Source organism: Stenotrophomonas sepilia (assembly GCF_003244875.1).
Lineage (GTDB): Bacteria > Pseudomonadota > Gammaproteobacteria > Xanthomonadales > Xanthomonadaceae > Stenotrophomonas > Stenotrophomonas sepilia.
Map to the genome: position 1 here is coordinate 1 of NZ_LXXZ01000056.1, position 18,227 is coordinate 18,227.

The 18,227-nt window shown below is 65.8% G+C and carries 19 protein-coding genes; 9 read left to right on the forward strand and 10 right to left on the reverse strand.

Annotated elements, in window-relative coordinates; all coding sequences use genetic code 11:
- Positions 1-135: 135 nt before the first annotated feature.
- The 3 genes from A7X97_RS10720 to A7X97_RS10730 form a co-directional block, all read right to left on the reverse strand.
- A complete protein-coding gene (locus tag A7X97_RS10720; RefSeq protein WP_005417555.1) occupies positions 136-771 on the reverse strand; it encodes a glutathione S-transferase family protein in 636 nt (211 codons plus the stop codon).
- A 58-nt stretch (positions 772-829) separates the two neighbouring features.
- Positions 830-1,168, reverse strand: coding sequence for a hypothetical protein (locus A7X97_RS10725; protein WP_005417563.1), 339 nt, complete (start codon positions 1,166-1,168; stop codon positions 830-832).
- A gap of 122 nt (positions 1,169-1,290) precedes the next feature.
- Positions 1,291-2,808: a fumarate hydratase gene (locus tag A7X97_RS10730; protein ID WP_005417564.1), complete on the reverse strand. Its 1,518-nt coding sequence runs from the start codon at positions 2,806-2,808 to the stop codon at positions 1,291-1,293.
- 146 nt (positions 2,809-2,954) lie between these two features.
- Here A7X97_RS10730 and A7X97_RS10735 point away from each other — a divergent pair, with 146 nt between their 5' ends.
- The 4 genes from A7X97_RS10735 (at position 2,955) to A7X97_RS10750 (ending at position 7,428) form a co-directional block, all read left to right on the forward strand.
- A complete protein-coding gene (locus tag A7X97_RS10735; RefSeq protein WP_088496679.1) occupies positions 2,955-3,851 on the forward strand; it encodes an RNA polymerase sigma-70 factor in 897 nt (298 codons plus the stop codon).
- A gap of 35 nt (positions 3,852-3,886) precedes the next feature.
- Positions 3,887-4,336, forward strand: coding sequence for a carboxymuconolactone decarboxylase family protein (locus A7X97_RS10740; RefSeq protein WP_088496688.1), 450 nt, complete (start codon positions 3,887-3,889; stop codon positions 4,334-4,336).
- Positions 4,337-4,696: 360 nt separating this feature from the next.
- A complete protein-coding gene (locus tag A7X97_RS10745) occupies positions 4,697-6,568 on the forward strand; it encodes an ABC transporter ATP-binding protein (protein WP_111007912.1) in 1,872 nt (623 codons plus the stop codon).
- 80 nt (positions 6,569-6,648) lie between these two features.
- A complete protein-coding gene (locus tag A7X97_RS10750) occupies positions 6,649-7,428 on the forward strand; it encodes a ferredoxin--NADP reductase (protein ID WP_049439380.1) in 780 nt (259 codons plus the stop codon).
- A gap of 94 nt (positions 7,429-7,522) precedes the next feature.
- Here A7X97_RS10750 and A7X97_RS10755 read toward each other — a convergent pair whose 3' ends face one another.
- Positions 7,523-8,002 (reverse strand): glutathione peroxidase, encoded by a 480-nt coding sequence (locus A7X97_RS10755; RefSeq protein WP_053497833.1) that lies wholly within the window; start codon positions 8,000-8,002, stop codon positions 7,523-7,525.
- A 130-nt stretch (positions 8,003-8,132) separates the two neighbouring features.
- Here A7X97_RS10755 and A7X97_RS10760 point away from each other — a divergent pair, with 130 nt between their 5' ends.
- Positions 8,133-10,301: a M3 family metallopeptidase gene (locus tag A7X97_RS10760; RefSeq protein ID WP_072168358.1), complete on the forward strand. Its 2,169-nt coding sequence runs from the start codon at positions 8,133-8,135 to the stop codon at positions 10,299-10,301.
- Between the two features lie 127 nt (positions 10,302-10,428).
- Here the strand turns inward: A7X97_RS10760 and cfa are convergent, their stop codons facing one another.
- Genes cfa through A7X97_RS10775 form a run of 3 tightly spaced genes read right to left on the reverse strand, consistent with a single transcriptional unit; the run spans position 10,429 to position 12,785 of the window.
- The gene (gene cfa, locus A7X97_RS10765; RefSeq protein ID WP_072168359.1) at positions 10,429-11,544 is read right to left on the reverse strand and encodes a cyclopropane fatty acyl phospholipid synthase; all 1,116 of its coding nucleotides are present in this window, start codon (positions 11,542-11,544) and stop codon (positions 10,429-10,431) included.
- 19 nt (positions 11,545-11,563) lie between these two features.
- Positions 11,564-12,445: a DUF3298 and DUF4163 domain-containing protein gene (locus tag A7X97_RS10770; protein WP_088496687.1), complete on the reverse strand. Its 882-nt coding sequence runs from the start codon at positions 12,443-12,445 to the stop codon at positions 11,564-11,566.
- Between the two features lie 37 nt (positions 12,446-12,482).
- Complete coding sequence (locus A7X97_RS10775) at positions 12,483-12,785, reverse strand: GNAT family N-acetyltransferase (RefSeq protein WP_005417588.1); 303 nt, start codon at positions 12,783-12,785, stop codon at positions 12,483-12,485.
- Between the two features lie 208 nt (positions 12,786-12,993).
- Here A7X97_RS10775 and A7X97_RS21910 point away from each other — a divergent pair, with 208 nt between their 5' ends.
- A complete protein-coding gene (locus tag A7X97_RS21910; protein WP_162911592.1) occupies positions 12,994-13,155 on the forward strand; it encodes a hypothetical protein in 162 nt (53 codons plus the stop codon).
- A 48-nt stretch (positions 13,156-13,203) separates the two neighbouring features.
- Here the strand turns inward: A7X97_RS21910 and A7X97_RS10785 are convergent, their stop codons facing one another.
- Complete coding sequence (locus tag A7X97_RS10785) at positions 13,204-13,827, reverse strand: rhomboid family intramembrane serine protease (RefSeq protein WP_005417591.1); 624 nt, start codon at positions 13,825-13,827, stop codon at positions 13,204-13,206.
- 7 nt (positions 13,828-13,834) lie between these two features.
- Positions 13,835-15,400 carry a POT-type proton-dependent oligopeptide transporter gene (locus tag A7X97_RS10790; RefSeq protein ID WP_061477998.1) on the reverse strand — a complete coding sequence of 522 codons (1,566 nt, stop codon included), beginning with the start codon at positions 15,398-15,400 and terminating at the stop codon, positions 13,835-13,837.
- 162 nt (positions 15,401-15,562) lie between these two features.
- Between A7X97_RS10790 and A7X97_RS10795 the strand changes: the two genes are divergently transcribed.
- A complete protein-coding gene (locus tag A7X97_RS10795) occupies positions 15,563-16,411 on the forward strand; it encodes an endonuclease/exonuclease/phosphatase family protein (RefSeq protein ID WP_072168362.1) in 849 nt (282 codons plus the stop codon).
- A gap of 71 nt (positions 16,412-16,482) precedes the next feature.
- Here A7X97_RS10795 and A7X97_RS10800 read toward each other — a convergent pair whose 3' ends face one another.
- On the reverse strand, positions 16,483-17,094 hold the full coding sequence (locus A7X97_RS10800) for a superoxide dismutase (protein WP_088496678.1): 612 nt from the start codon (positions 17,092-17,094) through the stop codon (positions 16,483-16,485).
- Between the two features lie 218 nt (positions 17,095-17,312).
- Between A7X97_RS10800 and A7X97_RS10805 the strand changes: the two genes are divergently transcribed.
- Together A7X97_RS10805 and A7X97_RS10810 are read left to right on the forward strand one after the other, a co-directional pair.
- Entirely contained in the window at positions 17,313-17,765 is a 453-nt protein-coding gene (locus A7X97_RS10805) for a guanyl-specific ribonuclease (RefSeq protein WP_061478000.1), read from the forward strand.
- A complete protein-coding gene (locus A7X97_RS10810; protein WP_088496677.1) occupies positions 17,765-18,178 on the forward strand; it encodes a barstar family protein in 414 nt (137 codons plus the stop codon). The genes A7X97_RS10805 and A7X97_RS10810 overlap by 1 nt, the downstream gene beginning before the upstream one ends.
- Positions 18,179-18,227 lie beyond the last annotated feature (49 nt).

An 18,227-nucleotide genomic window follows, 5' to 3' on the forward strand; every position in this document is an offset into this window, starting at 1 on the left:
TGCGCACGGCCAAGGGCACGCGGCTGTGCCGCCCACCGGAAACAGTGCTGGAGATCCTGTAACCCGAAAAAGGGGACGGAGGGAATTAAGTCGTTTGTGCACAAACGACTTAATTCCCTCCGTCCCCTTTTTTGGTTACCGCCAGTCGGTGATGCCTTCGCGGCGGTAGACCTCGGCGAACGCCGGGCGCGCCTTCATCGAGGTGGCATGCGCCTTGAGCACCGGCCAGGTGTCACTGGGCCTGGGCATGTTGCGCGACCAGCGCATCAGCATCACCAGCATGTAGTCGACCACGCAGGGCGTGGCGCCCAGCAGGTACGGGCCGTGCGCCTGCAGGTGAGCGGCAACGTGCTGCCAGGCCGCTTCGAGCCGCTGACGCGCCCTCTCGCGGCTGGCCTCGACGTTCGCCTGGCCGGCCATTTCATGCGGATAGAACCAGGCCCGATAGGCCGGCTGCAGCGTATTGGCACACCAGAACATCCAGCGGTAGGCATCGCCACGCTGCGGCGTGCCCGGCACCGGGAGCAGGCCGGCCTCCGGGTGGCGATCGGCCAGGTACAGGGCGATGGCCGCCGCTTCGGTCAGTACCAGGCCATCGATCAACAGTGTCGGCACCACACCGGCCGGATTGAGCGCCAGGTACTGCGCCGACTTGTGCTCGCGCGCGTCGAAATCCAGCAGCACCAGTTCATGCTCGATGCCGAGCTCGATCAGCAGCCAGTGCACGACCAGCGCGGCGGTACTGGTCGAACCATACAGCGTGGTGCTCATGCGGAAGATCCTGTGCGGGTGGATCAGCCGATTATGCGCCCACGCGCGCGATCATTGCTCAGCCGCAGCTGCTCATGCAGGAATCCCGGCGCTCGCCACAGGACATCATCGGCGCGCGCATCGCGCAGTCGTGCGTCTTCAGTTCGCAGGCACGGCGCAGGTCCGGATTGTCCACGTCCTTGCAGCGCTTGTCCGGCGCCGGCACCACCTGCTGCTCGCAGTTGCTCTGGCGGCTGCCGAGGGAGTCATTCTGCGCCATGCAGCTGCGATAGCCGGCCTGGCACTGCACGCGGCATTGCGCCGATGCGGGGAAATCCGCGCCTTCGTACGACGCCGGGGTGCTGCAACCGGCCAGGGCCAGCAGCACGCCTACCACGATGAACCGATGCAGGGCCATGGACACGTCCTGTGCGAGGGTGTTCCGACCGTAGCAGAACAACCGCTACCGGAACATCAATATTTTTGCCCACACAACAACGGCGCCACAGGGGCGCCGTTGTCTGGTCCGGGATGGAGGGCTTACTCCACAACCACCGGAATCTTGCCGATGCGGGCCTGCCATTCGCGCGGGCCGGTCTTGTGCACCGATTCGCCGGTGGAATCCACCGCCACGGTCACGGGCATGTCCTGCACGGTGAACTCGTAGATCGCTTCCATGCCCAGGTCGGCGAAACCAACGACCTTGGCCGCCTTGATCGCCTTGGACACCAGGTAGGCCGAACCACCAACGGCCATCAGGTAGGCCGACTTGTGCTTCCTGATCGCCTCGATGGCGGCCGGGCCGCGCTCGGCCTTGCCGACCATGCCCAGCAGGCCGGTCTGCGCCAGCACCTGCTCGGTGAACTTGTCCATGCGGGTCGCCGTGGTCGGGCCGGCCGGGCCCACCACTTCGTCGCGCACCGGATCGACCGGGCCGACGTAATAGATGAAGCGGCCCTTCAGGTCGACCGGCAGTTCCTCGCCCTTGTTGAGCATGTCGACCATGCGCTTGTGCGCGGCATCGCGGCCGGTCAGCAGCTTGCCGTTGAGCAGCAGGGTCTGGCCCGGCTTCCAGCTGGCCACGTCTTCCGGGGTGATCGTGTCCAGGTCCACCCGGGTGCCCTTGGACGCGTCATAGGTCAGCTTCGGCCAGTCTTCCAGCGACGGCGGGTCCAGCATCACCGGGCCACTGCCATCCAGGGTGAAGTGCGCATGGCGGGTTGCGGCGCAGTTCGGGATCATCGCCACCGGCAGGTTGGCCGCATGGGTCGGATAGTCGTTGATCTTGATGTCCAGCACAGTGGTCAGGCCGCCCAGGCCCTGCGCGCCGATGCCCAGCGCATTGACCTTCTCATACAACTCCAGGCGCAGCTCCTCGATGCGGTTGGAGGCACCACGGGCCTGCAGCTCGGTGATGTCGATCGGTTCCATCAGCGCCTCCTTGGCCAGCAGCATCGCCTTCTCGGCGGTGCCACCGATGCCGATGCCGAGCATGCCCGGCGGGCACCAGCCGGCGCCCATGGTCGGCACGGTCTTCAGCACCCAGTCGACGATGGAGTCGGACGGGTTGAGCATGGCGAACTTGGTCTTCGCTTCCGAACCACCGCCCTTGGCGGCAACGATGACGTCGACCTTGTTGCCCGGCACCACCTTGACGTTGACCACGCCCGGGGTGTTGTCCTTGGTATTGATCCGCTTGCCGGCCGGATCAGCCAGCACCGAGGCGCGCAGCTTGTTGTCCGGATGCATGTAGGCGCGGCGAACGCCCTCATTGGCCATGTCTTCCACGCCCATGGTGGCGTCATCCCAACGCACGTCCATGCCGATTTCCAGGAACACGGTGACGATGCCGGTGTCCTGGCAGATCGGGCGGTGGCCTTCGGCGCACATCCGCGAATTGATCAGGATCTGGGCCATCGCTTCCTTCGCGGCCGGCGACTCCTCGCGCTCGTACGCGGCGGCGAGGTTCTTGATGTAGTCGACCGGGTGGTAGTACGAGATGTACTGCAGCGCGTCGGCGATGGACTGGATGAGGTCTTCCTGCTTGATCGATGTCACGGCTTGCTCGCTTGCTCGAGGCTGGCGGGGGTAATCCGCCCATTTTACCCCCTCCCCCGGCCCCGGGGTGGTCGTGCTGGCCGCTGGCCGGCAAGATTCCCCCGACGCTCTGTCACGCCACGCGCCACTGCGGCGTCCTTGCCCACATGAACGCCGAAACCGTTTTCCAGACCCACCGCCCGCGCCTGATGGCGCTGGCCTATCGCCTGCTCGGCAGCCGCGCCGACGCCGAAGACGTGGTCCAGGACGCCTGGCTGCGCTGGTCCGGCGCCGATCCGGCCAGCGTCCGCGACCCCGAGGCGTGGCTGGTCACCACCACCACCCGGCTCGGCCTGGACCGGCTACGCGCGGCCAGGCGCGAGCGTGTCCACTATGTCGGCCCGTGGCTGGCTGAACCGCTGGCGGTCACCCTGCAGCCCGACCCGGCACCCGGACCGGCCCAACTGCATGCGCTGGCCAACGACGTCTCGGTCGCCTTCCTGACCCTGCTCGAACAGCTCGGCCCCGAGGAACGCGCCGCGTTCCTGCTGAAGGAGGCCTTCGACCACGACTACCGTAAGATCGCCGAGCTGATCGGCCACAGCGAAGCCAACTGCCGGCAGCTGGTGCATCGCGCCCGGCAGCGGTTGCAGGCCGGGCGGCCGCGCTTCAACGCCGACGCCAGCCAGCACCGGCAGCTGCTGGCGCGCTTCATGGATGCCTCGCAGCGCGGCGACAGCGAGGCGATCCAGGCCCTGCTGCACGCCAACGCGCAACTGGTCTCCGACGGTGGCGGCGTGGTTACCGCCGCGATCCGCCCGCTGCTGGGCGCCGAGCGCATCGGTCGCCTGTTCTGGGCCATCGCCCGCCGCGGCGCGGTGCATCCGGCGCAGCTGGGCTACGTCAACGGCGAACCGGCGATCCTGCGCTTCCAGGGCGACCGCCTGCACTCGGTCACCACCATCGAAGTGGTCGATGGCCGCATCGCCAACGTGTACAGCGTGCTGAATCCAGAAAAATTGCCGAAGGTTGTCACGCACCGCAACGCTGCGGCGTCCTTGTGATGAAGGCGGCCATCGTGGCCGCCGTGGAGCCCACGATGTCCGATCACACCTCCCCCCGCGTCCCCTACACCCGCCTGGCCGCCGAGGCCTTCAAGGGCCTGCTGGCCACCAGCCAGGCGGTGCATGACAGCTCGATTGATCCGACCCTGATGGAACTGGTGTTCCTGCGCGTGTCGCAGCTCAACGGCTGCGGCTACTGCATGGACATGCACGGCACGGCGCTGCGCAAGGGCGGCATCGAGCCGCGCAAGCTGGACACCCTGCCCGCCTGGCACGAAAGCCGCTTCTTCGATGCGCGCGAACGTGCGGCGCTGGGCTGGGCCGAGGCGCTGACCCGGCTGACCGACGGTGCGCCGTCGCAGGCGGCGTTCGATTCATTGGCGCCGCACTTCGATGAGAAGGGCATCAGTGACCTGAGCATGGGCATTGCGGTGATCAATGCCTGGAACCGGCTGGGTGCGGGGCTGCTGCCGCCGCTGCCGTAACGGGGGGCTGGCCGGGCTGCCGCCCGGCACCCGCAGAGGCAACAACCAGAGCAACATCAAAAGCCGGCGCTACTGTGGGTTGGCGGGGTGGATCAGGTCGCAGGGGACGCTGCAAGTACGTCCATGTAAGCTCGGTCGCCGCATCCATGCGGCTCACGCCCCTGCGACCTGACCCACCCCGCCTTCGATAGTTCACTGGAGCTGCTGGTAGGTGTCGACCGTGGTCGACACGGTCGATCCACGCCGTGCATGGATACGGGAGGGTCAGATCCCTTTGTGTGGCAAAGGGATCTGACCCCGGTGCCGGCCACACGGCTGCACTGACCCCATCTGCACGTATCAGGCGCGCACAATACGCGCATGCCTGCTTCCCCCACCGCTGGCGCTGCCGCCGCGAAGAAACCCAGCCTGCGCCAGCGCTTCAGGGCGATGCGCAATCTGCCCCCTTTCCTGCGCATGGTCTGGAAGACCAGTCCGGCGCTCACCCTGGCCAGCCTGGGGCTGCGCCTGATCCGTGCCCTGCTGCCGGTGGCGATGCTGTACGTCGGCAAGTTGATCATCGACAGCGCCCTGCACCTGAGCCAGCACGATGCCGGCTACCCGCCGCTGGGCGAGGCGCTGTCCAGCGGCCTGCTCAATCCACTGCTGGGCCTGCTGGCACTGGAATTCGGCCTGGCCATCGCCTCGGACCTGCTCGGCCGGCTGGTCAGCTACGCCGACGCTCTGCTTTCCGAACTGTTCGCCAACGCCACCAGCATCCGCCTGATGGAACACGCCGCGACGCTGGACCTGGAGGATTTCGAAGACCCGGACCTGCAGGACAAGCTGGACCGTGCGCGGCGCCAGACCATGGGCCGGATGAACCTGATGAGCCAGCTGTTCGGCCAGGCGCAGGACGCGATCACCGTGGCCAGCCTCGCCGTCGGCCTGCTGGTCTACGCGCCGTGGCTGATCCTGCTGCTGGCGCTGGCACTGGTGCCGGCCTTCATCGGCGAATCGCACTTCAACGCGGCCGGCTACAGCCTCAACTTCCAGTGGACGCCCGAGCGCCGCCAGCTCGACTACCTGCGCCAGCTGGGCGCCAGCGTGGAAACGGCCAAGGAAGTGAAGATCTACAACCTGCACCGCTTCCTGGTGGAGCGCTACCGGCGCCTGTCGGTGGCATTGTTCCAGGCCAACCGCGCCCTGGCACGGCGCCGCGCGTTCTGGGGCACGCTGCTGGCTGCGCTGGGCACGCTGGGGTATTACACCGCCTACGCCTACATCGCATGGCGCACGGTGCGCGGGGACTTCTCGATCGGCGACCTGACCTTCCTCGCCGGCAGCTTCCTGCGCCTGCGCCAGCTGCTGGAAGGCCTGCTGATCGGCTTCTCGCAGGTGGCCAGCCAGGCGCTGTACCTGGATGACCTGTTCTCTTTCTTCCAGATCCAGCCGGAAATCCACTCGCGCGATGGGGCCGTGCGCGTGCCGCAACCGATCCGCCAGGGCTTCGTATTCGAGAACGTCGGCTTCCGCTACCCCGATGCCGAACAGTGGGCGGTGCGCCATCTGGATTTCCAGCTGCACGCCGGCGAAGTGCTGGCCCTGGTCGGCGAGAACGGCGCCGGCAAGACCACCCTGGTGAAGCTGCTGGCGCGGCTGTACGAACCGGACGAAGGCCGCATCCTGCTCGACGGCCGCGACCTGCGCGATTACGACCTGGATGACCTGCGCGCCAACCTCGGGGTGATCTTCCAGGACTTCGTGCGCTACAACCTCAGCGCCGGCGTGAACATCGGCGTCGGCCAGGTCGAGGCGATGGACGACCAGGCACGCATCGCTGACGCGGCGCGACGCGGCATGGCCGAGGAAGTCATCGACGACCTGCCCGGCGGCTACGACCAGCAGATCGGCCGCCGCTTCAAGCAGGGCGTGGACCTATCCGGTGGCCAATGGCAGAAGATCGCCATTGCCCGCGCATGGATGCGCAATGCGCAGGTGATGATCCTGGATGAGCCAACGGCAGCGCTGGATGCCCGCAGTGAGTTCGAGGTGTTCCAGCGGTTCAGGGAACTGGCGGATAATCGCACCGCAGTACTGATTTCCCACCGTTTTTCCTCGGTACGCATGGCCGACCGCATCCTGGTGCTGGCCGATGGCCGGATCGAGGCCAGCGGCACCCATGCGCAGCTGATGGCGCAGGGCGGCCGCTATGCCGAGCTGTTCGAGCTGCAGGCGGCGGGTTACCGCTGAGAACGCCTCTCGTTCCGCCCAATGAGAACTTGTCTCATTTGAGATAGAATCACCCCCGACGACTTTCGATAGATACGCCCATGTCCTCCGCTTTCGGCGCCGAAACGGTGCTTGAGGTCCGTCACTGGACCGATGCCTACTTCAGCTTCACCACCACCCGCGACAGCGGTTTCCGCTTCGAGAACGGCCAGTTCGTGATGATCGGCCTGGAAACCGAGGCGCGACCGCTGCTGCGCGCCTATTCCATTGCCAGTGCCAACTGGGAAGAACAACTGGAGTTCTTCAGCATCAAGGTGCAGGACGGCCCGCTGACCTCGCGCCTGCAGCACATCAAGCCGGGCGACAAGGTACTGGTCGGCAAGAAGCCCACCGGCACCCTGCTGATCAGCGACCTGCATCCCGGCAGGAACCTGTACCTGCTGGGCACCGGCACCGGCCTGGCGCCGTGGCTGTCGGTCATCAAGGACCCGGAAACCTACGAGCGCTTCGAGAAGGTGATCCTCTGCCACGGCGTGCGCTACGAGAAGGACCTGGCCTATCGCGATTACTTCGAGAAGGAACTGCGTGAGCACGAGTTCCTCGGCGAAATGATCGGCGACAAGCTGCTGTACTACCCGGCCGTCACCCGCGAGCCGTTCGCCAACCAGGGCCGCCTGACCCAGCTGATGGAGAGCGGCGAGATGCAGCGCACCCTCGGCCTGCCGGAACTGAGCCCGGAAAACGACCGCGCGATGATCTGCGGCAGCCCGCAGATGCTGGCCGACCTTCGCACCGTGCTCGATGCCCGGGGTTTCCAGGTTTCGCCGCGCATCGGCCAACCGGGCCACTACGTGTTCGAACGCGCGTTCGTCGAGAAATAACCCATCGCATCTGTAGAGCCGAGCCCGCGCTCGGCTTGCGCGCGGCGCGCGCTCTCGGAGTCAGCCGGAAAAGCAGCCGAGCGTGGGCTTGGCTCTACAGCAGCGCTTCGATCGCGCTGCGCAACTGCTCCGGCCGGGTGGTGGGCGCATGCCGCGACACCACCTGCCCCTGGCGATCGACCAGGAACTTGCTGAAATTCCACTTGATGCGGGCACTGCCGAGCAGGCCACGCTTTTCGTGCGTCATCCAGGCCCACAACGGATCAGCGCCCTCGCCGTTGACCTCGATCTTCTCCGACAGCGGAAAGCTGACCGGATAGTCCAGCGAACAGAACTGCCGGATCTGCGCCGCGTCCCCCGGCTCCTGCGCACCGAACTGGTTGCACGGGAAGCCGATCACCACCAGGCCGCGTTCGCGGTAGTCCTGCCACAGCTGTTCCAGCCCGGTGTACTGCGGGGTGAACCCACAGCGGCTGGCAACGTTCACCAGCAGCAACGGGTGGCCCTGATAACGGGCCAGCGCCTGCGGCTGGCCGTCGAGGTCACGGAAGCTGAAATCGTAGGCGCTGGTCATGAGGGCGGGCCGTGGGCGGTGAATGCATGGTACCCGCGCCCGGAGCCGGCAACATGCCTTTTGACACAAGTGCGGGCGCCGCCGGCCGGGTTACCCTCGGGCCCTTGTTTGCCTTACCGGAGTTCCTGCCTTGACCACCCGCCTTGCCCTTGCCGTGGCCATGTCCCTCGGCCTTGCCCTGCCCGCCTTCTCGGCCGGCGCCGTCACCCCGGCTGCCAGCACCCATGCCCAGCAGGCCAATCCGTTCTTCGCCGAAAGCCCGCTGCCCCTGCATTATCCGCAGTTCGACAGGATCAAGGACAGCGACTTCGCCCCGGCCTTCGACGCCGGCATGGCGCAGCAGCTGAAGGAAGTGGAGGCCATCGCCAACAACAAGGCCAAGCCGACCTTCGACAACACCATCATCGCCCTGGAAAAGAGCGGTGACATCCTCGACCGTGCGACCACCGTGTTCTTCAGCCTGGTCGGTGCCGATACCAATGACACCCGCAAGAAGCTGCAGGCCGACTACTCGGCGAAGTTCGCCGCGCACAGCGATGCGATCGCGCTGAACGGCAAGCTGTTCGCCCGCATCCAGGCGCTGTACGACACCCGCGGCCAGCTGGGCCTGGACGCCGAAGGCGTACGCCTGGTCGAGAAGTACTACGACAACTACGTGCGCGCCGGTGCCAAGCTGTCCGAAGCCGACAAGGCCAAGCTGAAGGAGATGAACGCCGAGCTGGCCAACCTGGGTACCAAGTTCAGCCAGAACGTGCAGTCGGAAGTGAACGCTTCGGCGATCACCGTCGACGACGTCAAGGAGCTGGACGGCCTGTCCAAGGAGCAGATCGCCGCCGCCGCCGAAGCTGCCAAGGCCCGCGGCCAGGACGGCAAGTACGTGATCACCCTGCTCAACACCACCGGCCAGCCGCCGCTGACCAACCTGGCCAACCGCGCCCTGCGCCAGAAGATCTACGAAGCGTCGGTCAGCCGTGGCAGCCGTGGCGGTGAGTTCGACAACACCGCGCTGGTCTCGCGCATCATGCAGCTGCGTGCCGACAAGGCCAAGCTGATGGGCTTCCCGAACTTCGCGGCCTACAACCTGACCAACCAGACCGCGAAGACCCCCGAAGCGGTCAACGCGATGCTGGGCAAGCTGGCTCCGGCCGCCGTGGCCAACGCCAAGCGCGAAGCTGCCGACCTGCAGGCGATGATCGACCAGGAACAGAAGGCGGCCGGCAAGCCGACGTTCAAGCTGGAACCGTGGGACTGGGCCTTCTACAGCGAGAAGGTGCGCCAGGCCAAGTACAACTTCGACGAGTCGCAGCTGAAGCCGTACTTCGAAATGAAGAACGTGCTGGAGAACGGCGTGTTCCATGCCGCCAACCTGGAATTCGGCCTGACCTTCAAGCAGCGCACCGACCTGCCGGTCTATCACGAAGACGTCACCGTCTACGACGTGTTCGATGCCGACGGCAGCCAGCTGGCGATCTTCATCTTCGACCCGTATGCACGCGCCTCCAAGCGCGGTGGTGCGTGGATGAACTCCTACGTCTCGCAGTCCAAGCTGACCGGCTTCAAGCCGGTGGTCGCCAACCACCTGAACATCCCGAAGCCGCCGGCCGGCCAGCCGACCCTGCTGACCTGGGATGAGGTGAACACCACCTTCCACGAGTTCGGCCACGCCCTGCACGGCATGTTCTCCAACGTGAAGTACCCGTACTTCTCGGGCACCTCGGTGCCGCGTGACTTCGTCGAGTTCCCCTCTCAGGTCAACGAGATGTGGGCTGACAACCCGGTCATCCTGAAGAACTACGCCAAGCACTACCAGAACGGTTCGGCGATGCCGCAGGCGCTGCTGGACAAGGTGCTGGCGGCGGCCAAGTTCAATCAGGGCTTCGCCACCACCGAGTACCTGGGTGCGGCCATGCTGGATCAGCGCTGGCACCAGATCGGCCCGGACCAGGTGCCGGCAGCCAAGGACGTGATGGCCTTCGAGCGCGCCGCACTGGAGAAGGACGGCATCTACTACGCTCCGGTTCCGCCGCGTTACAGGACCCCGTACTTCAGTCACATCATGGGCGGCTATTCGGCCGGCTACTACGCCTACATCTGGTCGGAAGTGCTTGATGCCAACACCCAGAAGTGGTTCAAGGACAATGGCGGCCTGAGCCGCAAGAACGGCGACCACTTCCGTGCCACCCTGCTGTCCAAGGGCGGCAGCGTCGACGCGATGCAGCTGTTCCGCGATTTCGCCGGCCACGAGCCGCAGATCGAACCGCTGCTGGAAAAGCGTGGCCTGACCGGCGCCGGCAACTGATCGCCTGCGCGCTAGCGTGAAACGAAAACCGCCCGGGAGACCGGGCGGTTTTTTTGTTGTGGTTGGGGTCAGAGCCCTTTTCTGTGAAAAGGGATCTGACCCCGGGGTCTCCGACCCCGCGCTGGCTTCATCGCGGCGCCACGTACCCGCCCGGCACGCCTTCCGGCGACAGCACCAGCTGCCACAGCTGCGCATGCCGGCAGCGGAAGGTGGCCATCGACCCGGCCAGGTAGAAGCGCCACATTCGCCGGAAGTGCTCGTCGTAGTGCGCATCCAGCCGCGGCCACGCTGCTTCCACGTTGCGCCGCCATGCCTGCAGGGTCAGGTCGTAGTCGGTGCCGAAGTTGTGCCAGTCTTCCAGCACGAAACGGCCTTCGAACGCCCGGGTGATCTGCGCCGCCGACGGCAGCATTGAGTTGGGAAAGATGTAGCGCGCGATCCACGGATCGGTGCGATGCCGGGAGATGTTGGTGCCGATGGTGTGCAACAGCAGCAGGCCGCGCGGCGACAGGCAACGCTTGGCCACCTCGAAAAAGCCCGCGTAGTTCTTGTCACCGACGTGCTCGAACATGCCGATCGAGAAAATCGCATCGAACGGTTCGTCCAGCTCGCGGTAGTCCTGCAATCGGATCTCGATCGGCAGGCCCGCGCACAGGTTCCGCGCGAACTCGGCCTGCTCCTGCGAAATCGTCACGCCGACGCCACTCACACCGTAGCGCTCAGCGGCGAACTTCAGCGCTTCGCCCCAACCGCAGCCAATGTCCAGCACGCGCTGGCCCGGGCGCAGGCCCAGCTTTCGGCAGACCAGGTCGAGCTTGGCTTCCTGTGCGGCGTCGAGATCATCGGCGTTGCGCCAATAGCCGCAGCTGTAGACCAGGCGCTGGCCGAGCATGGCCTGGTAGAGATCGTTGCCCAGGTCGTAATGACGGCGCCCGACCTCGTAGCTGCCCTGCCCCGCCTGCAGGTTGAACAGGCGCGCCTTCAGCGCATCGGCCACTTCGCGCCAGCCGTGCACCCGTTCATCCAGGTGCGCCTGCATCAGGTGGGCGAGGAATTCATCCAGGACGTTCGCATCCCACCACCCTTCCATGTAGCTCTCGCCCAGGCCGAGCGAGCCTTGGCCCATGACCCGCGCGAAGAAGCGCGGGTCATGCACCTGGATGTCCTGAGGCTGGGTACCGCCGATGCGGACCCCGGCTTCGTGGAGCAGGCCGGCGACCCGCTCCTGCAACCCTGTATCCACGTCACCTCCTCGACTGCGGTCAACCGCGTGCGAACAGCTCCACGTAGTCCTTGGCCACGTGCGGCAACAGCACCGCCGCCGGTACATCGGCGGTCTGGGTGCCGTCCGAGTATGGACCCACCTGGTACGGAGGGAAAACAAAGCGCAGCGCGGTGATCTGCCCCTTGTCGTCGGTCAGTGGCTGGAACTGGCTGAAATTGTCGGCCTGCGGGCCAGTACCGTCGGCGATCATGCGCGATGCGTTGCGCAGCGATTCCTGCAGTTGGGCCGGGTCCATGTCCTCGCCGCTGAGCCGCGTGGCCACGCGTTCGCGCAGCTGGTCGGCGACGAACTCACTGATCACTTTCCAGCCCTTGGCATCGGCCACCAGCTTGTCGGCGCTGAGCATCTGCTGCTGCTGCGGCAGCCACACGAAGCGCGCCACCAGCGGTTCGCCATGGGCGCCACCGGTATAGCGGCTGCCATCAGCACTGACCACCACCAGCTGCGGCGTTTCCAGCAGCTTCTCGAAGCTCAGCGACAGCTCGTAGGGCATGGTCGGCTTGTCGTTGCCCAGCCCGTCCAGCGCCTGCTGCAGGTCGCTGCGTGCGCTGGTGGCATAGCTCTGCAGCGCGCGCGCCAGGCCGGGGTAGCGGTCGATACCCGCCGGGTAGCTGATGCCCACCACCTCACGCTCGTTGTTTTCGATCACGTCGCGCAGGTCCAGCGGCGCTTCCGTGGCTGGCGTCTCGCCGGCGGCGGTGGCTTCGGCGGCGGGCGCCGCGTCGGTCACCGGCGTCGGCTCGCTTTCACGCTGGCAACCGGCCAGCAACAGCACGCCCACCACGCCGGCCAGCACGCTGACGTGCAGTGGCCGGTTGTTTCCAATCTTCATCGGGATCCCCTGTTCATGTTTGTACATCATCGCCTGCCATGGCTGAAGCGTGGCCCGCTGGCACTCAGCCAACGAGCAGGTCGTGGTACTCCTCGTGCCGCTGCAGGAAAGCCTCGGCGTAGGAACATGCCGGCACCACCTTGTACTTCTGCTCGCGGGCGAAACGCAGTGCCACGCGGGTCAGCTCACCGGCGATGCCACGGCCGGCGATCGGCTCGGGCACCTCGGTGTGGGTGATCACCATGCGCTTGCGCTTGATCTGGTAGTCCAGCACCGCCAGCTGTCCTCGCACACGGGCGGTGAAGCGGTGGTTGGCCAGGTCGTGTTCGACCTCGTAGGCCAGACCGGGGGGCGTGACCGAAGCCATGGAACTGTCTCCTGCGGCGACTGCGTGGATGGTGCGCAGCCGGGCGCCATGATCGCGTGAAGCCTGAACAGGGGCAAGTCCAGTCCATTCACGTCAGTTTTCGCCCTCAAGCTGGAGGGTCGCCGGCCGCTATCGCCTATGGCGGGGTACGGCCAGGCTGGCACGACCCTTGCGACCGTTGATCATGCGCACCACCGTGGAGGCTCCCATGCACGCCAGCGATTCCCATTCCGATACCGACCGCGCCCTGCTGGAGGGCCTGCTGCAACTGGCGGTGGAAGGGCAGACCGAGGATCAGGATTTCCAGCGCATCGGCGAGGAAGTATTCGCCCGCCTGCTGGATACCTACGGCCACACGACCCAGGCCTGAAACCGGATACGCCGGGGCCGGATCCACAGGATCCGACCCCGGCACGCTTCAGCCGCCCAGGCGGAAGGTCGGGTTGGAGAGTTCGCGCAGGAAGTGGTTGAAGATGCTCGGCTGCATGGCCAGCATGAAGATCACGCCGAACGCCGCACCTGCCAGGTGCGCGCTGTGGTTGATGCGGTCGCCGCCGCGCTTGTCCATCCAGATGCTGTAGCCGACGTAGAACGCGGCATAGATGATCGCCGGTGCCGGGATGAAGAACACCAGGATGATCGACCACGGCTTGATCAGGATGAAGGCGAACAGCACCGCCGACACCGCACCGGATGCCCCGAGGCTGAGGTAGTTCGGGTTCTTCTGGTTCTTCAAGTAGCTGGGCAGGATCGAGACCAGCAGCGCGCCGATGTAGAACGCCGGGTAGGTCAGGTAGCTGCCGGTCAGCTGCACCATCACGCTCTCGATGAATCCCCCGAAGAAGAACAGGGTGATCATGTTGAAGATCAGGTGCGACCAGTCGGCGTGGATGAAGCCATAGGTCACCAGCCGGTCGTACTGGCGATGGCGGTCGACGGCCGGCGGCCACAGGATCAGGCGATCGGCCAGCTTGCGGTTGTTGAACGCCATCCACGACAGGATGGCGGTGATGGCGATCAACAGCAGATTGACGGGGGTCATGTCAGGCTCAGGCGCTACGGTAGTTGTCGACCATACGATAGCGTTTCGCGTACCAACCGAAGGCCAACGCCGCGACGAAGGCGAAACCGGCGAAGAAGAACATCAGGAACGCCGCTTCGCTCAGGCCCGTACTGGCAATCCTGTGGGTCACGGCATCGTTGCGCACGGCAGCGTTCGACAGCAGCACCCACAGGTTGCCGATGGTGGTGGTCAGGTTCCAGAAGCTCATCACCACACCCTTCATCGCCTGTGGCGCCTGGCTGTAGGCGAACTCCAGGCCGGTGGCCGAGACCAGCACCTCACCGAAGGTCAGCAGCGCATACGGCAGCATCTGCCAGAAGATCGACATGGCGTTGCCGCCGTCCATCACCACCTGGATGCCGCCGACCACGATCCAGGCCAGGCCGCTGAAGGCGATGCCGGCGGTCATGCGGCGCAGCGCGGTCGGCTCAAAGCCGAAGCGGCGCAGGGCCGGGTACAGCACCAGGTTGTTGAACGGAATCAGGATCATCACCAGCAGCGGGTTCAGCGCCTGCATCTGCGAGGCGGTGAACCAGCTCGGCATCTGCATCTGCTGGCCCTGCAGGACCCAGGTCGAGGCCTTCTGGTCGAACAGCGAGAAGAACGGCGTGGTCAGCGCGAAGATCACCAGCACGCGCAGCACCGAGCGCACGCCTTCCACGGCTTCGGCCGGATGCTGGCCACGGGCGCGGTCCAGCTGCAACCAGGTACCGCCACCGATGCCGGCGAGGATGGCCACCAGCGCCAGGCACAGGCAGATCACGATGCCCAGCGAGCCGACCAGGCCGAACGAGGCCGCCGCCAGCGCCAGGCCGAGCACGGCGATCACCAGGCCCGGACGGCCCTGGCCGGCCACGCGCGTGGTCAGCGCGGTACGCACCACGTTGGCGAACGAATGCGGATCCTTCGGCGGCAGCGGCACCAGCACGTAGCGCTTGCGGCCCAGCCAGAACACGAAGGTAGCAATGAACATCAGGATGCCCGGGATACCGAACGCCCACTGCGGCCCCCAGTTCTTCAGTGCCAGCGGGATCAGCAGCGAGGCGAACAGCGAGCCGAAGTTGATGATCCAGTAGAAGGCGTCGAAGACGATCTTGGCCAGGTGCTTGTTGCTCTGGTCGAACTGGTCGCCCATGAACGAGGCCACCAGCGGCTTGATGCCACCGGCACCCAGCGCGATCAGGCCCAGGCCGAGGAAGAAGCCCTCGCGGCTGTTCTCGAACAGCGCCAGGCACAGGTGGCCGGCGCAGTAGACCAGGCTGAACCAGAGGATCGTGTGGTACTTGCCGAAGAACCTGTCGGCCAGCCAGCCACCGAGCAGCGGGAAGAAATACACGCCGATCATGAAGCTGTGCATGATGTCCTTGGCTTCACCGGCACGGCCTTCCGCAGTGATTTCCTGCAGCAGCAGCGAGGTGATCAGGAACTGCACCAGGATGTTGCGCATCCCGTAGAAACTGAACCGTTCGCAGGCCTCATTGCCGATGATGTACGGAATCTGGCGCGGCATCTTTCCTTGGCCGGCGATGGGGGCGACTGCGTCGTGGCTCATCCTGTAAGGCATTCCTGCAAAGCGAAAGGCGCAAGGTTACCGGAACCGGGGCTTGCGAAGCACGCTGCAGGGCTGCATGACAACGGTGCCAATCCGTGGCAGGCAGTGCAGGCCCTGCCGGAAGTCACGGCACCTGCACGGCAAAAGCGTAAACTTATCGTTATGCGCCCCCTCGCCCCCGCCCGCCTCCTGCTCAGCTGCCTTGCGCTGTTGCTGGCATTGCAGGCGCAGGCACGACCACAGGCGCCGGCCGCCGTTGCCAGTGAGAGCGAACCTCGGCAGCTGACGGTAGCCGCGCTGGAGCTGCCCAGCCGCGATGACGCGCAATGGAAGCAGCGCCGCGAGCAGGTCGCACAACTGCTGACCGACCTGCAGCCGGACGTGATCTCGGTGCAGCAGGTGCTGCAGCAGCAAGGCCGCAACCCGGCCTGCTGGCTGGCCAGCCGGCTGCGCTACAGCTGCGACTTCGTCACCGCCGACCCACCCAGCCAGCCACTGCGCCATGGCAACGCCATGCTGACCCGGCTGCCGGTGAGCGAGGACGGCGTGACCCTGCTGCATCCTCCCGGCACCTTCAGTGCGGCCGGCATGATGCGGCTGAAGCTGGGCGAGGCGCTGGTCAACATCTATGTGGCGCGGCTGCGCCCGGACCCGGACGAGGCCACTGCCCGCCAACACCAGACCAGCGACCTGATGACCTGGATCGGCGCCACCGCCGAAGGCATGCCGAGCCTGATCGCGGGCGACTTTTCGGCCAGCACGGTGGAGCTGGTGCGGAGCACGCCCGGCTTCCAGCCGGCACGGCGCAATCCCGGCGGCCGCCCCGAGCCGCCTGCGGCCAGTGGCGGCGGCGCCAGTGGCCACGGCTTGGACGTGCTGTTCCAGGTCAAGCACTTCGGCGGCATCCGCCAGCAGCCGATCCTGCTGCCCGCCGACGGCGACCTGCCCGGACTGCGCCTGGGCGTGTTGGCAACCCTGCGCCTGCAGGACGCTACGGCCACGGCGGAATAGGTCGTGCCGGGATCCTGCAACAGAAAAGGCCGGGGTCTCCCCCGGCCTTTCCACTCATCCCGTCACCGCGATCAGGCGATCGCTTCCTGGTAACGGCGCTCGACTTCATTCCAGTCGATGACGTTGAAGAACGCGCCGATGTATTCCGGGCGGCGGTTCTGGTACTTCAGGTAGTACGCGTGTTCCCACACGTCCAGGCCGAGGATGGGAGTGTTGCCTTCCATCAGCGGGCTGTCCTGGTTGCCGGTGCTCTCGACCACCACCTTCTTGTCCGGGGTCACGCTCAGCCACGCCCAGCCGCTGCCGAAACGGGTCAGCGCCGCCTTGGTGAAGGCGTCCTTGAACTTGTCGAAACCGCCCAGGTCCTTGTCGATGGCCTTGGCCACGTCACCCACCGGGTTGCCACCTGCGTTCGGGGCCATCACGGTCCAGAACAGCGAGTGGTTGGCATGGCCACCACCGTTGTTGCGCACCGGACCCTGCAGGTTCTCCGGCAACGACTTGAGCTTCTTCACCAGCTCTTCGACCGGCAGGTCAGCGTATTCGGTGCCTTCCAGCACCGCGTTGACGTTGTTGATGTAGGTCTGGTGATGCTTGGTGTGATGGATTTCCATCGTCGCCGCATCGATATGCGGCTCCAGCGCGTCGTAGGCGTAGGACAGCTTGGGCAGGGTGTAGGCCATGATGCATCTCCTGATTGCGAGGGCACCCGACGATGTCGGGCGGTGCGCGTGAATGATGGGGACAGACCCGCAGATTACCAAGGGGGATGTAAAGGAAATTGCGTCCTGCCAGTGAGCACGACGGCAATTGTTACGCAGCAGTGACGCGGCACCCTCCTCATGCGCCATGCAGCGCGCAGGCGCTACAGTGCATGTACCACCCTCGCCCGCCCCTGCCCATGCGCAACCCCCGGCTGCTGATCACCGCCATCGCCCTGCTGCTGCTCGGCCTGGTCGCCAACCATTTCCTGCAGCGGCCGCCGGCGCCACAGTTCGCACCGGACCTGCAGGGAACACCGACCGCACGGGCCCCTGCCACGGCAACGCCCGGACGGGACAACGGCCTGCCCGCGTTCCTGCCCACCGAAGCACGCCAGACCATTGCCCTGATCCAGCGAGGCGGTCCATTCCCGCACCGCCAGGACGGCACTACCTTCGGCAACCGCGAGCAGCAGCTGCCACAACGTCCGCGTGGCTACTACCGCGAGTACACCGTCGACACCCCCGGTGCACGCACGCGTGGCACGCGCCGCATCGTCACCGGCGGCGATCCGCCGGAGGCGTGGTACTACACCGACGACCACTACGAATCGTTCCGCAGCTTCACCGTACCGGCCCAGGGAGCGCAGTGATGAGCCACGATGATTTCGGCCTCGGCCTGCATGACATCAACAATGCCGGCGTCTATGCCATCGACAGCGATGACATCGGCGCACTGGCCGCAGCAATGCGCGATGCCAGCCTCAAGGTGATCCGCATCGATCTGGAAGGCGTGACGGACAAGCGCACCCTGCTCGCCCGGCTCGCCGCGCAACTGGATTTCCCGGCCGGTTTCGGCGGCAACTGGGATGCACTGTCGGACAACCTGCGTGATCTGCAATGGCTGCCAGCCAACGGCTACGCGCTGTTCCTGGCCGACGTGGATGCACTGCGTGCCAACGCACAGAAGGACTTCGACACCCTGCTGGACGTGATGGATGAAGCCAGCCGCGATTGGGTCGGTCGCGATGTGCCATTCTGGGTGTTCCTGTCACAGAGCGCGTAAGGGCAACGCCCTGATAGAGGCTGACCTTGGTCGGCATTGGCGTGCCCCC